Below are 13,510 nucleotides of genomic sequence, written 5' to 3' on the forward strand. Positions count from 1 at the left end.
AGGCATACTCGACGGGTGAGCACGATTCCCGAGATCCGTACGCTGCCCGTTCCCGACGGCCTGGAGGGCGAGCGCGTCGACGCCGCCATCGCCCGCATGTTCGGCTTCTCCCGCACCAAGGCGGCCGAGCTGGCCACCGCGGGCAAGGTCCTCGTCGACGGGGCCGTCGTCGGCAAGTCCGAGCGGGTCAGCGGCGGTGCCTGGCTCGAGGTCGAGATGCCGGGCGCGCCCGCCCCGGTGCAGATCGTCGCCGAGCCGGTCGAGGGCATGGAGATCGTCCATGACGACGACGACATCGTCGTGATCGTCAAGCCGGTCGGCGTCGCCGCGCACCCGAGCCCCGGCTGGACGGGTACGACGGTGATCGGCGGGCTCGCCGCCGCCGGATACCGGATCTCCACCTCCGGCGCGGCCGAGCGCCAGGGCATCGTGCACCGGCTCGACGTCGGCACGTCCGGGCTGATGGTCGTCGCCAAGTCGGAGCGGGCGTACACGCTGCTGAAGGCCCAGTTCCGGGAGCGGGTCGTCGACAAGCGGTACCACGCGCTGGTGCAGGGCCACCCCGACCCGCTGAGCGGCACGATCGACGCGCCGATCGGCCGCCACCCGAACCACGACTACAAGTGGGCGGTCACCGCCGAGGGCAAGCCGTCGGTGACGCACTACGACCTGATCGAGGCGTACCGAGCGGCGTCCCTGCTGGACATCAAGCTGGAGACGGGCCGTACGCACCAGATCCGCGTCCACATGTCCGCGCACCGCCACCCCTGCGTGGGCGACCTGACGTACGGCGCGGACCCGACCCTGGCGAAGCGGCTGCGGTTGACCCGCCAGTGGCTGCACGCGGTGCGGCTCGGCTTCGAGCACCCGGCGGACGGCCGCTGGGTCGAGTTCGAGAGCCGCTACCCGGAGGACCTCCAGCACGCGCTGGACACCATAGCGGCGGAGAGCGCATGAGCCCCTTCCTCGTGCGGGAGGCCGTGACCGAGGCCGACCGGCAGGCGGGCTTCGCCGTGCGCCGCGAGGTGTTCGTCGTCGAGCAGGGCGTGCCCGAGGAGCTGGAGTACGACGCGTACGACACGACCGCCGTGCACGTCCTCGCCGTCCGCCGCGCCGACGGCCTGCCCCTCGGCACGGGGCGGCTGCTGTACGGGGCGGACGCCGCCGGGAGGACCGGGGGCGCCGAGGGCGTCGGCTCGCTCGGCCGGCTCGCGGTGTCGAAGGCCGCGCGGGGGCTCGGCGTGGGCGCCGCCCTGGTGCGGGCCGTCGAGGACGTGGCGCGGGGCCGTGGGCTGACCGCCGTGGACCTGCACGCGCAGACCCACGCGCTGGGGTTCTACGAGCGGCTGGGATACGAGGCGTACGGCCCGGAGTTCCCCGACGCGGGCATGCCGCACCGCGCGATGCGCCGCGTGCTCTGAGCGCCGTGGCAGGGTGGATGCCCTGATCGTCGACGCCCCGCCCCACGGGGCGTGACCGGGCGGAGGGCGTCGCACCGTGGACCAACTGGCCCTGCTCTTCGTGCTGCTGCTCGGCGCGGTGGTGACGGTACCCCTCGGTGAGCGGCTGGGTCTGCCCGCGCCGGTGCTGATGACGCTCCTCGGCGTCGTCCTGGCGCTTCTCCCGTTCGTGCCGGACGTCGCGTTCCCGCCCGAGCTGATCCTCCCGCTGGTGCTGCCCCCGCTGCTGTACGCGACGGCGCAGCGCACCTCCTGGCGGCAGTTCGCGGCCAACAAGCGGCCCATCCTGCTGCTCGCCGTGGCCCTCGTCCTGGTGACCACGGCCGTGGTCGGCGCCGTCGCGCACACCGTCGTGCCCGGGCTGCCGATCGCCGCGGCCGTCGCGCTCGGCGCGCTCGTCGCCCCGCCCGACCCGGTCGCCGCCACGGCCGTCGCCGGTTCGCTGGGGCTGCCGCGCCGGCTGGTCTCCATCCTGGAGGGCGAGGGCCTGTTCAACGACGTGACGGCGATCGTCGTGTACCACGTGGCGATCGCCGCCGTCGTCGGCGGCGCCTTCTCCTGGACCGGCGCCGGCGTGCAGTTGCTGCTGTCCGCGGTCGTGGCCGTGGCGGCCGGGCTCGCCCTCGGCCGGCTCACGGACCGGCTGATGGGTGTCCTCGGTGACGCGACGCTCCAGACCGGGCTGACCCTCCTCGTACCGTTCGTGGCGTACGTCCTGGCCGAGGAGCTGCACGGCTCGGGCGTCCTCGCCGTCCTCGTCACCGCCCTCTACCTGGCCGAGCACACGCTCGACGCCGACGACGTGATGGGCCGGCTCACCGGCCGCACCTTCTGGGAGATCGTCGACACCCTCGTCACCGGGATCGCCTTCGGGCTCGTCGGCCTGGAGCTGAGCGCCGTCTTCGGCACCGCCGAGGGGCGCGAGCTGCGGATGCTGGGCTGGGGCGCGGTGACCGCCGGCACCGTGATCGGCGTCCGGCTGCTGTGGCTGCTGCCCGCCACATGGCTGGCGAAGCGGCTGCACACCCGCCGCGACACCGCCGAGGACATCCCGATGACCTGGCGGGAGGCCGTCGTCATGTGGTGGGCCGGGATGCGCGGTGTCGCGTCCGTCGCGCTCGCCCTGGCGGTGCCGCTGCGCACGGAAGCGGGCGAGCCGTTCCCGGGGCGGGACGAGATCGTGTTCCTCGCCTTCTGCGTGATCATGACCACCCTCGTCCTGCAGGGCCTCACCCTGCCCGCGCTCGTCCGTCGGCTCGGTGTGCGGGCGGACTGCGACCTGGAGCGCCGGCTGGAGCGGGACCTGGCCGTACGGGCCGCCAGGGCCGCCAAGCGGCGCCTGAAGGAGATCCAGGAGGACGAGGAGCTGCCCGAGGAGGTGCTGGAGCGGCTGCAGCGGGTGGCGTACGACCTGGGGGCGCGCATCAGCCCCGACCTGCTGGACGAGGAGCGCCGCTCCTCGGCCGCGCACCGGGCCGACCGGGTCAGGGAGCTGCACCGCCTGCACCACGAGCTGATGTCGGCCGCCCGGCACGAGGTCCTGGCCGCGCGCAGCGAGCCGGGTGCCGACCCGGAGATCGTGGACCGCGTGCTGCGCCGGCTGGACGTCCGCAGCCTCGGCTGAACAGGGGGAGAACCTGAGTCCGGGTCAGCCGCGCTGCCCGCGCCTGCCGTCCTCGTCCCTGTCCGGCGCCGCCGTCGTGGCGACGCGGGGCAGCGCGTACGGATGGTGCGCGCACAGCCAGGCGATCAGCTGCTCCCGCACGTCGCAGCGCAGCGTCCAGACATCGTCGGCGTCCTTCGCGGTGACCACCGCCCGTACCACCATCGTGCTCGGCGTGGTCTCCGTGACGACCAGCGACCAGCCGCGGCCGTCCCAGGCGGGGTTCTGCTCCAGCAGCTCCCGCATCCGGTCGCGCATCAGCCCGACGGGCGCCGCGTGGTCGAGGTGGAAGTAGACGGTGCCGGTGATCTGGGCCCCGCCCCGGGACCAGTTCTCGAACGGCTTGCTGGTGAAGTACGAGACGGGCATGGTGATCCGGCGCTCGTCCCAGGTCCGTACCGTGAGGAAGGTCAGCGTGACCTCCTCCACCACGCCCCACTCGCCGTCCACGACCACGGTGTCGCCGATGCGGACCATGTCGCCGAACGCGATCTGGAAGCCCGCGAAGACATTGCTGAGCGTGGACTGCGCGGCGACGCCGGCCACGATGCCGATGATGCCCGCGGACGCCAGCATCGACGTACCGATCGTGCGGAAGTCCGGGAAGGTCAGCAGCATCGCCGCGATCGCCACCACGGCCACGACCGCCGTGACGATCCGCATGATGAGCGTGACCTGCGTACGGACACGGCGGACACGGGCGGCGTCCCGGCCCGACGCGGCGTACCGCGCGTAGGTCGCCTCGACCGCGGCCGAGGCGATCCGCACCACCAGCCAGGCGCCCGCCCCGATCAGGACGAGCGTCAGCGCCCGCCCGATGCCGACCTCGTGGTCCTCGACGACCCGCCACTCGATCTCCCGGTACGAGCCGCGCAGCGCCGCCGTCAGCAGCACCAGCTGGAGCGGCACCCGGCAGCGGCGCAGCAGACCCCACAGCGGGGTCTCCGGGTGCCGTCCGTCGGCCCGTCGCAGCAACAGGTCGGCGAGCCAGCCGAGCACCAGGGTGAGGGCGACCGAGCCACCGAGGACGATCAGCGGGCGCAGCACGTTCTCCATTCCTCCGACGCTAGCGGGAAGTGGCAGGATGACCGAATGGAGATCATGCTGATCCACTCGGTCTACGGTCTGCGCCCGGCCGTCCACGCGGCCGCCGACCGGCTGCGCGCGGCCGGGCACCAGGTGCACGTGCCCGACCTCTACGACGGCCAAACCGCCGACACGGTGGAGGAGGGGAGGGAGATCAAGGACCGGATCGGCTGGGACGAGCTGGTGAAGCGCGCCGTTTCGGCCGCGGCTCCGCACTCCGACCGGGGCCTGGTGTACGCGGGTTTCTCGCTGGGCGCCGCGTTCGCCCAGACGCTGGCCATGGCCGACGAGAAGGCCCGCGGGCTGCTCCTGCTCCACGGCACCTTCGACGTCGAGGAGTCCGCGTCGCTGGACGGACTGCCGGTCCAGCTGCACGTCGCCGACCCCGACCCGTTCGAGCCGGACGACTGGCTGAACACCTGGTACCTGCAGATGGGGCAGGCCGGCGCGGACGTCGAGGTGCACCGCTACCGCGGGGCCGGGCACCTGTACACGGACCCCGACCTGCCGGACTACGACGAGGACGCGGCCGAACGGACATGGGCGACGGCCCTGGGGTTCCTGGACTCGCTCTGACGCCGCGGCTGCGGGGGCCGAACGCCCTGGACCCCCGGCGCCCCGGACACGCCGAACGCCCAGTACCCGGGCGGAGTGCGGCAGGGCCGCCGCTCCGGGTACTGGGCGTGATGCGATTCAGCCGGTCACCGCGCCGCGCGGGCGCGGTGCGTCAGCCGCGGTACGCGGTCCAGTGGTCCTGCATGCGCTGCACCTGGCCCGAGGTGAACTGGTACATGCAGGCGTCGTACGTGTAGTCCATGAAGTTGTGGATCGGGTCCACACCGGCCTGGCGGACGCACGAGTCACGGCCGGTCGGGCACTGGTACGCGGGGCTCTTCTCGGCCGCGGTGTCGGCGACGTAGTCGCCCTGGCCGCTGCAGCCGCCCTGGAAGGTGTGGTACAGGCCCATCCAGTGGCCGACCTCGTGGGTGGCGGTGTCGCCCTCGTTGTAGTTGGCCGCCGAGCCGCCCGGCAGGGAGGCGTCGAGGACGACGACACCGTCCATGGACGGGTTGGAGTTGTACGAGGACGGGAAGGTCGCCCAGCCGAGCAGACCGCCGCCGAGGTTGGCGGTGTAGAAGTTCAGCGCGCCCGCGCCGCCCTGGCGGAGCGTGGACTTCATGGCCTTCTCCTCGGCGGAGCCGGAGGAGAGGTTGTACCAGGCCGCGTTGTCCGTGTAGGTGGTGGCGGCCAGCGTGAACTGGAAGCCCGTGTCGGTGTTGCCGGTGCCCTGGCCGCCGAAGGCGGAGTTGAGGACGGCCATCTGGTTGTTGATGTCCGTGGTGGACAGCTTGCCCTTGGTGCCGTCGTGGATGACGTGGAAGTACACCGGGATGGTGGTGGAGACGGCGGCCATGTCGAAGCGGCTGCTGTCGAGTCCCTTGGCCTTCGCGGCCTTCAGTCTCTTCTGGAGGTCCGCCTCCATGGCCTCGGCCTTGGCCGCGGTGACCTCGTTGGGCTCGTGCGCCTCGATCGCACCGGGGCGGGTCTCACGCGCGTGGGCGCTCGCGCCCGTCTCCTCGACGCACTCCTCGGCGGCGGCGACCGGAGCGGTGGCGGCCGAGGCGCCGGTGGGAGCGGAGAAGGGGGCCAGGGCCAGGGTTCCGGCCAGGGCCACGGCTCCGAGCACCCGGTGGGGCGAACGCGGAGCTATTCGGGCAAGAGCACGCATGGGTGACTCCTCGCGGGGGGCTGTGGCGAGGGCCTTCCTCACCACCGCGGGGAGATTACGTGGCCATGTCAGATGTTGATGAGAAGTGATCCGGCCCAATCAATCGTTGAGTAAATAGAGACATCAGGGAGAAAAACTTCGGTCTGTCCCGGGTCTTGAGATGTGTACGTAACGAACGCGCCACCGGGTGCGGGCGGTGTGTCCATATTCGATCTATGGATCACACCGCCCGACACGGCTCTGTGATCTTGTGTTAACACGCCGTGGGTTGGCTGAAAATCGCCCTTGTCAGTGGGTCATCGCACCGGGTTGTACACCCGCTCGACCTTCTGCGTTCCACTGAGCGTCCGGTAGGAGCGCGTCCACTTCGACGTGGCGTCCGGATTCCTGCGGTCGGACAGCACGTAGTAGTCCATCTGCGAACGCTCGCCGGTGACGTCCAGGACTCCATACCCGTGGCTGTCCATGTCCAGCCACTTCACATGGCTGTTGGACGCCTTGATGGCGGTGGTCGCCACGAGCGAGGCCGTGCCGGCGGGGACGTGGAGGATGTCGTCGAGGTTGTCCGAGGTCACCGAGGTCACCACGAACTCGGTCGCGGCCGAGGGCGACTTCGGGTACGTCGCCGCCGTGACCGGGACGTCGTTGGCCCACGCCATGTGGATGTCGCCGGTGAGGAAGACCGTGTTGCGGATCGCCCGGTCCATCAGGTGGGCCAGCAGCTCCTTGCGGTCGTCGGTGTACCCGTCCCACTGGTCCACGTTGATGGCGAGACCGCCCTTCGGCAGGCCCAGCAGCTCGGCGACGGGCTCCAGCAGGTGTGCGGGCAGCGAGCCGAACGCGACCGGCGAGATCATCACGGAGGTGCCCACCAGGCGCCAGGCGGTGTCCGAGGCGGCGAGACCGGCCTTCAGCCAGTCGAGCTGGGCGCGGCCGGCGATCGTGCGCTCGGGGTCGTCGACCTTGCCGCTGCCCGTGGAGGCCTGCTGGGAGCGGAACGAGCGCAGGTCCAGCAGATGCAGATCCGCCAGCCTGCCGAAGCGGAGCCGCCGGTAGACCGTGCCCTCCGTGGAGGTGCGCACCGGCATCCACTCGAAGTACGCGCGCTTGGCGGCGGCCATCCGCTCCGCCCAGTCGCCCTCCGTACCGGGGGTGTGGTTGTCGGCCCCGCCCGACCACGTGTCGTCGGCGAACTCGTGGTCGTCCCAGATGGCGATCATGGGATGCGCGGCGTGCAGGGCCTGGAGGTGCGGGTCCGTCTTGTACGTGGCGTGCCGGACGCGGTAGTCGGCCAGGGTGACGATCTCGCCCCGCGGCTCGTGCGGCCGCAGGACCTTGTCCGTCTTGGGGTACGCGCCGGAGCCGTACTCGTAGATGTAGTCCCCGAGGTGCAGGACGGCGTCCAGGTCGGCGCGCTCGGCGAGGTGGCGGTACGCGGCGAAGTGGCCGGCCTCCCAGTTGGCGCAGGACACCACACCGAACCGGACGCCGGAGGTGTCCGCGTCGAGGGCGGGGGTCGTGCGGGTGCGGCCGGTGGGGGACACGGTGGTCCCGGCCGTGAAACGGAACCAGTAGGTGGTCTCCGGGCGCAGGCCGCGCACGTCCACCTTGACGGTGTGGTCGGAGCCAGCGGTCGCGACGAGCGAGCCCTGGGTGACGGTCCGCGTGAACGATCTGTCCTCCGCGACCTCCCATCTCACCTCGGTGTCGGCCCCGTTGCCCGAACCGGGCACGGCGTCGGGCGACGGGGTGACGCGTGTCCACAGCAGGACGCCGTCGGGCAGCGGGTCACCGGAGGCGACACCGTGCAGGAAGAGCGGGGCGTGCGTCTGTGCGACGGCGTACGACGCGGAGGAGAGGACGGGAGCGGCGACGGCGGTGGCGGCGGCGGCCTTGACTATGGCGCGGCGCGAGGGAGTTGTGAGGTTTCGACTGGTCACGGCGGAACAGACTACCTGTCACGTTACTGGTGGGTAAGTCTTAACGGCCGGAATTCTGGTGGAACTTGACCACTTCTGATCTACGGGCGTGACGGGGGAGAGGGGCGGCGAGGAGGACGTCAAGGAGGACGGCGAGGAGAACGGACGAAAGCGGACAACGCGAAGCGGCCACCTTCGCGTGAAGGTGGCCGCTTCGGGGGTGGGGCGGGGTCAGCCCTTGAGGGCCTTCTCCACCGCCGTCGTGAACTCCGGGGCCGTCATCGGGGCCGTGTCACGGCCCGGGGCCGTGATGAACTTGCCGTCCATCTTCAGGCTCGGCGTGCCCTGCACGCCGCTCTTGTCGAACGTCTCGGACATCTTCAGCGCCCACGCGTCGAAGGTGCCCTCCTCCACGTTCTTCTTGAACTGCGCGTTGTTCTTGAGGGCCGGCACGGCGTCCGCGATCTCCAGGAGGTAGGAGTCCTTGGAGAACTTGTCCAGCGCCTCCTCCGGGTGGAACTTCGTCGAGTACAGCGCCGCCTTGTACGCGAGGAACGCCTCCGGGCTCACGTCGAGCGCGGCGCCCAGCGCGGACAGGGCGTTCTTGGAGCCCTCGCCGTTCGACCCGACGCGGCCCTGGTCGATGGCGTCGCCGTCCAGGAACGTGGCCCCCACGAACCGCACCTTGTACTTGCCGGCCTCGACGTCCTTCTGGACCGTCTCGCCCACCCGCTGCTCGAAGGACGCGCAGACCGGGCAGCGCGGGTCCTCGTAGATCTCCAGGGTCTTCTTCGCGGCCGGCTTGCCGATGAGGACGGTGGTGCCGTCCTCGCCCGACGTGTTCTTCGGCGCCGTGACGCTCTTCGCGTCCTTGGCGGCCTCCCAGTGGGAGGGCTTGCCGGCCTGCACGACGGCGTAGCCGATGCCGCCGGCCAGGGCCAGGACCGCCAGGGCCGAGACGCCGACGACGACCTGCCGGCGGGTCTTCTCCTTCTTGGCCTGGCGCTCGCGCTCCAGCCGCAGCCGCTCGCGGGCCGCCGCCTTGTTCGCCTTGCTGTTGCGTGCACTCATGGGGATGTTCTCCGTCTCGGGTGGTGAAGGGACTGCTGTGCCGGACGCTCAGACGAGAGCGGTCCGGTACGGCGGGCCCCTGCGCCCGACGCAGTGCACGAGGAGACGGGTGCGGGAGGAACGGGGACGGCCGTACGGGCGCGCCGCCTCGCCGGCCGTCCCGGCCACCGCGCGCGTGACGGCCGCGCAGGCCACCAGCAGCGGCCGGAACGCGCACGCCGCCACCGCCCGCAGCAGCCGCGCCAGCGCCGACTCGCCGCCCCGCAGCCACCCCGCCGCGGCCAGGCCCACGCCCACGTGCGCGGCGAGCAGCAGCCACGGCACCGCCGGGTCCGCCGAGTGCAGGAGCGCCACCGCGGCCGAGTCCGGGGCGGCGGCGACGCCGGGCAGCGCCGTACCCAGCGCGTCACCGCACAGCACGTCCACGCCGACCGTGCGCAGCGAGCCCGCGACGGGGCCGCCGGCCGGGCCGTAACAGGTGTGCTGGCCGGCGGTGAACACCGTGTCGGCGGCCAGCTCCAGCGGGACGAGGAGCCCGGCGATGCGCCAGAAGCCCCGCTCGCGGCCGGCCGAGGCGTACGCGACGGCGAAGATCCCGGCCGCGACCAGACCGACGGCGGTCAGCGGCAGCGGCACCCGGGACAGCAGCACGTGGGAGGTCACGGACAGCGTCACGACCAGTGCCGTGAAGACCGCCGCCCGTACCCCCCTCAGCTGGGTCCCGGTCATGTCGTCCATCGCGGGAGAGTGTCCCACGGAGAGGTGTAAACGTCCCTTAAGGGGTTCCCGGTCCGCCGCACGTCGGCCGGTCCCGGTCCGTGGGCGGCATTCCCTGCTGCGCGTTCGAACAGTGACGTGCCCGTCACCTTCCGTGGCCATGCTCCCCGGTCGTGTGAGCCCGCGTTGTCGGACCGGAGTCGTAGACTTCCGAGCTGTCCCCCTCTCCCGACCCCCGGAGGCCGCAGCCGTGTCGAAGCCGCCGTTCACGCACCTTCACGTGCACACCCAGTACTCGCTGCTGGACGGTGCCGCGCGGCTCAAGGACATGTTCGCTGCCTGCAACGAGATGGGCATGACCCATATCGCCATGAGCGACCACGGCAACCTCCACGGGGCGTACGACTTCTTCCACTCCGCCAAGAAGGCGGGCGTCACGCCGATCATCGGCATCGAGGCGTACGTCGCCCCCGAGTCCCGGCGCAACAAGCGGAAGATCCTCTGGGGCCAGCCGCACCAGAAGCGGGACGATATCTCCGGTTCCGGTGGTTACACCCACAAGACGATCTGGGCGTACAACAGCACGGGCCTGCACAACCTCTTCCGGCTCTCCTCCGACGCGTACGCCGAGGGCTGGCTGCAGAAGTGGCCGCGCATGGACAAGGAGACCATCGCCCAGTGGTCCGAGGGGCTCGTCGCCTCCACCGGCTGCCCCTCGGGCGAGGTGCAGACCCGGCTGCGGCTCGGCCACTTCGACGAGGCCCTGAAGGCGGCGTCCGACTACCAGGACATCTTCGGCAAGGAGCGGTACTTCCTGGAGCTGATGGACCACGGCATCGAGATCGAGCGCCGGGTCCGCGACGGCCTGCTGGAGATCGGCAAGAAGCTCGGCATCCCGCCGCTGGTCACCAACGACTCGCACTACACGTACGCGCACGAGGCCGGCGCGCACGACGCCCTGCTGTGCATCCAGACCGGCAAGAACCTCTCCGACCCGGACCGCTTCAAGTTCGACGGCACGGGCTACTACCTGAAGTCCACCGAGGAGATGTACGCCATCGACTCGTCGGACGCCTGGCAGGAGGGCTGCGCCAACACGCGGCTCATCGCCGACATGGTCGACCCGTCCGGCATGTTCGAGAAGCGCGACCTCATGCCGAAGTTCGACATCCCCGAGGGCCACACCGAGGTCACGTGGTTCAAGGAGGAGGTCCAGCGGGGCATGCACCGCCGCTTCCCCGGCGGCATCCCGGAGGACCGCCAGAAGCAGGCGGAGTACGAGATGGACGTCATCATCCAGATGGGGTTCCCGGGGTACTTCCTCGTCGTCGCCGACTTCATCATGTGGGCCAAGAAGAACGGCATCGCCGTGGGCCCCGGCCGAGGCTCGGCGGCCGGCTCGATCGTCGCGTACGCGCTGGGCATCACCGACCTCGACCCGATCCCGCACGGACTGATCTTCGAGCGGTTCCTCAACCCCGAGCGCGTCTCCATGCCCGACGTCGACATCGACTTCGACGAGCGCAGGCGCGTCGAGGTGATCAGGTACGTGACCGAGAAGTACGGCGCCGACAAGGTCGCCATGATCGGCACGTACGGCACCATCAAGGCCAAGAACGCGATCAAGGACTCCGCGCGCGTCCTCGGCTACCCGTACGCGATGGGCGACCGCATCACCAAGGCCATGCCCGCCGACGTCCTCGGCAAGGGCATCCCGCTCTCCGGCATCACCGACCCCTCCCACCCCCGCTACTCGGAGGCCGGCGAGGTCCGGTCGATGTACGAGAACGAGCCGGACGTGAAGAAGGTCATCGACACCGCCCGCGGCGTCGAGGGCCTGGTCCGGCAGATGGGTGTGCACGCCGCCGGCGTGATCATGTCCAGCGAGACCATCACCGAGCACGTCCCCGTCTGGGTGAGGCACACCGACGGCGTCACCATCACCCAGTGGGACTACCCGAGCTGTGAGTCGCTCGGCCTGCTGAAGATGGACTTCCTGGGCCTGCGCAACCTCACGATCATGGACGACGCCGTCAAGATGGTGAAGGCCAACAAGGGGATCGACATCGATCTCCTCGGCCTCCCGCTCGACGACCCCACGACCTTCGAACTGCTCCAGCGCGGCGACACCCTCGGTGTCTTCCAGTTCGACGGCGGCCCCATGCGGTCCCTGCTGCGGCTGATGAAGCCCGACAACTTCGAGGACATCTCCGCCGTGTCGGCCCTCTACCGGCCGGGCCCGATGGGCATGAACTCGCACACGAACTACGCGCTGCGCAAGAACGGCCAGCAGGAGATCACCCCGATCCACCCGGAGCTGGAGGCCCCCCTCAAGGAGGTCCTGGACGTCACCTACGGCCTGATCGTCTACCAGGAGCAGGTGCAGAAGGCCGCCCAGATCATCGCCGGCTACTCGCTCGGCGAGGCCGACATCCTCCGCCGCGTCATGGGCAAGAAGAAGCCCGAGGAACTGGCGAAGAACTTCACGATCTTCCAGACCGGCGCCCGCAAGAACGGCTACAGCGACGAGGCCATCCAGGCCCTCTGGGACGTGCTGGTCCCCTTCGCCGGCTACGCCTTCAACAAGGCCCACTCCGCCGCGTACGGACTCGTCTCGTACTGGACGGCGTACCTCAAGGCCAACCACCCCGCGGAGTACATGGCGGCGCTGCTCACCTCGGTCAAGGACGACAAGGACAAGTCCGCCGTCTACCTGAACGAGTGCCGCCGCATGGGCATCAAGGTGCTCCCGCCGAACGTCAACGAGTCCGAGGCGAACTTCGCGGCCCAGGGCGACGACGTGATCCTCTTCGGCCTGTCCGCCGTCCGCAACGTCGGCACCAACGTCGTCGAGTCGATCATCAAGTGCCGCAAGGCGAAGGGCAAGTACAGCTCCTTCCCCGACTTCCTCGACAAGGTCGAGGTCGTCGTCTGCAACAAGCGCACCGTCGAATCGCTGATCAAGGCCGGCGGCTTCGACGAGCTGGGCCACACCCGCAAGAGCCTGGTCGCCCACCACGAGTCGATGATCGACAACGTGGTGGCGGTCAAGCGCAAGGAGGCCGAGGGCCAGTTCGACCTGTTCGGCGGGATGGGCGACGAGGACAGCGGCGAGCCCGGCTTCGGCCTGGACGTCGAGTTCTCCGACGTCGAGTGGGAGAAGTCCTACCTGCTCGCGCAGGAGCGCGAGATGCTCGGCCTGTACGTCTCCGACCACCCGCTCTTCGGTATCGAGCACGTCCTGTCCGACAAGACCGACGCGGCGATCGCCCAGCTCACCGGCGGCGAGCACGCCGACGGCGCGGTCGTCACCATCGGCGGCATCATCTCGGGCCTCCAGCGCAAGATGACCAAGCAGGGCAACGCCTGGGCCATCGCGACCGTCGAGGACCTGGCCGGCTCCATCGAGTGCATGTTCTTCCCCGCCACCTACCAGCTGGTCTCCACCCAGCTCGTCGAGGACACCGTCGTCTTCGTGAAGGGGCGGCTCGACAAGCGCGAGGACGTGCCGCGGCTCGTCGCCATGGAGCTGATGGTCCCGGACCTCTCCTCCGCCGGGACGAACGCGCCCGTCGTCCTGACGATCCCGACCGTGAAGGTCACCCCGCCCATGGTCAGCCGCCTCGGCGAGATCCTCAGCCACCACAAGGGCAACACCGAGGTGCGGATCAAGCTCCAGGGCCCCCGCACCACGACGGTGCTCCGGCTCGACCGGCACCGCGTCCAGCCCGACCCGGCGCTCTTCGGCGACCTCAAGGTGCTCCTCGGGCCCTCCTGCCTGGCCGGCTGAGCCGGCCGCCGCCCGCGCCGTTCCGGACGGCCGGCACCGCTCCGCGAAGGGGCGCGCCCGTCGTCACGGGCGCGC

The 13,510-nt window shown here is 70.6% G+C and carries 10 protein-coding genes; 5 read left to right on the plus strand and 5 right to left on the minus strand.

Features of this window, described 5'->3' with window-relative positions; translation table 11 throughout:
• The first annotated feature begins 15 nt into the window (after positions 1-15).
• From ABEB09_RS24915 to ABEB09_RS24925, 3 genes are all read left to right on the plus strand, one after another.
• Positions 16-957 carry an RluA family pseudouridine synthase gene (locus ABEB09_RS24915; RefSeq protein WP_345692140.1) on the plus strand — a complete coding sequence of 314 codons (942 nt, stop codon included), beginning with the start codon at positions 16-18 and terminating at the stop codon, positions 955-957.
• Positions 954-1,421: a GNAT family N-acetyltransferase gene (locus ABEB09_RS24920; protein ID WP_345692141.1), complete on the plus strand. Its 468-nt coding sequence runs from the start codon at positions 954-956 to the stop codon at positions 1,419-1,421. The genes ABEB09_RS24915 and ABEB09_RS24920 overlap by 4 nt, the downstream gene beginning before the upstream one ends.
• A 76-nt stretch (positions 1,422-1,497) precedes the next feature.
• The gene (locus tag ABEB09_RS24925; protein WP_345692142.1) at positions 1,498-3,084 is read left to right on the plus strand and encodes a Na+/H+ antiporter; all 1,587 of its coding nucleotides are present in this window, start codon (positions 1,498-1,500) and stop codon (positions 3,082-3,084) included.
• A gap of 24 nt (positions 3,085-3,108) precedes the next feature.
• Here ABEB09_RS24925 and ABEB09_RS24930 read toward each other — a convergent pair whose 3' ends face one another.
• Positions 3,109-4,179 carry a mechanosensitive ion channel family protein gene (locus ABEB09_RS24930; protein ID WP_345692143.1) on the minus strand — a complete coding sequence of 357 codons (1,071 nt, stop codon included), beginning with the start codon at positions 4,177-4,179 and terminating at the stop codon, positions 3,109-3,111.
• Positions 4,180-4,215: 36 nt separating this feature from the next.
• On the opposite strand from ABEB09_RS24930, the gene ABEB09_RS24935 reads away from it, so the two are divergent.
• A complete protein-coding gene (locus ABEB09_RS24935) occupies positions 4,216-4,785 on the plus strand; it encodes a dienelactone hydrolase family protein (RefSeq protein WP_345692144.1) in 570 nt (189 codons plus the stop codon).
• Positions 4,786-4,936: 151 nt separating this feature from the next.
• On the opposite strand, the gene ABEB09_RS24940 is transcribed toward ABEB09_RS24935, so the two are convergent.
• From ABEB09_RS24940 to ABEB09_RS24955, 4 genes are all read right to left on the minus strand, one after another.
• The gene (locus tag ABEB09_RS24940) at positions 4,937-5,938 is read right to left on the minus strand and encodes a zinc metalloprotease (protein WP_345692145.1); all 1,002 of its coding nucleotides are present in this window, start codon (positions 5,936-5,938) and stop codon (positions 4,937-4,939) included.
• 296 nt (positions 5,939-6,234) lie between these two features.
• Complete coding sequence (locus ABEB09_RS24945) at positions 6,235-7,878, minus strand: alkaline phosphatase D family protein (RefSeq protein ID WP_345692146.1); 1,644 nt, start codon at positions 7,876-7,878, stop codon at positions 6,235-6,237.
• A 210-nt stretch (positions 7,879-8,088) separates the two neighbouring features.
• On the minus strand, positions 8,089-8,928 hold the full coding sequence (locus tag ABEB09_RS24950) for a DsbA family protein (protein ID WP_345692147.1): 840 nt from the start codon (positions 8,926-8,928) through the stop codon (positions 8,089-8,091).
• A gap of 48 nt (positions 8,929-8,976) precedes the next feature.
• On the minus strand, positions 8,977-9,666 hold the full coding sequence (locus ABEB09_RS24955; RefSeq protein WP_345692148.1) for a hypothetical protein: 690 nt from the start codon (positions 9,664-9,666) through the stop codon (positions 8,977-8,979).
• Positions 9,667-9,895: 229 nt separating this feature from the next.
• Here ABEB09_RS24955 and dnaE point away from each other — a divergent pair, with 229 nt between their 5' ends.
• Positions 9,896-13,435, plus strand: a complete 3,540-nt coding sequence (gene dnaE / locus ABEB09_RS24960) for a DNA polymerase III subunit alpha (protein WP_345692149.1) — start codon at positions 9,896-9,898, stop codon at positions 13,433-13,435.
• The last annotated feature ends 75 nt before the right edge of the window (positions 13,436-13,510 follow it).

The sequence above is a fragment of the Streptomyces coeruleoprunus genome, assembly GCF_039542925.1.
Taxonomy (GTDB): domain Bacteria; phylum Actinomycetota; class Actinomycetes; order Streptomycetales; family Streptomycetaceae; genus Streptomyces; species Streptomyces coeruleoprunus.

Coding starts and splice junctions, on each gene's coding strand:
- ABEB09_RS24930 (WP_345692143.1), bottom strand. CDS start 4,179: ATGGAGAACGTGCTGCGCCCGCTGATCGTCCTCGGTGGCTCGGTCGCC.
- ABEB09_RS24920 (WP_345692141.1), top strand. CDS start 954: ATGAGCCCCTTCCTCGTGCGGGAGGCCGTGACCGAGGCCGACCGGCAG.
- ABEB09_RS24955 (WP_345692148.1), bottom strand. CDS start 9,666: ATGGACGACATGACCGGGACCCAGCTGAGGGGGGTACGGGCGGCGGTC.
- ABEB09_RS24950 (WP_345692147.1), bottom strand. CDS start 8,928: ATGAGTGCACGCAACAGCAAGGCGAACAAGGCGGCGGCCCGCGAGCGG.
- ABEB09_RS24935 (WP_345692144.1), top strand. CDS start 4,216: ATGGAGATCATGCTGATCCACTCGGTCTACGGTCTGCGCCCGGCCGTC.
- ABEB09_RS24940 (WP_345692145.1), bottom strand. CDS start 5,938: ATGCGTGCTCTTGCCCGAATAGCTCCGCGTTCGCCCCACCGGGTGCTC.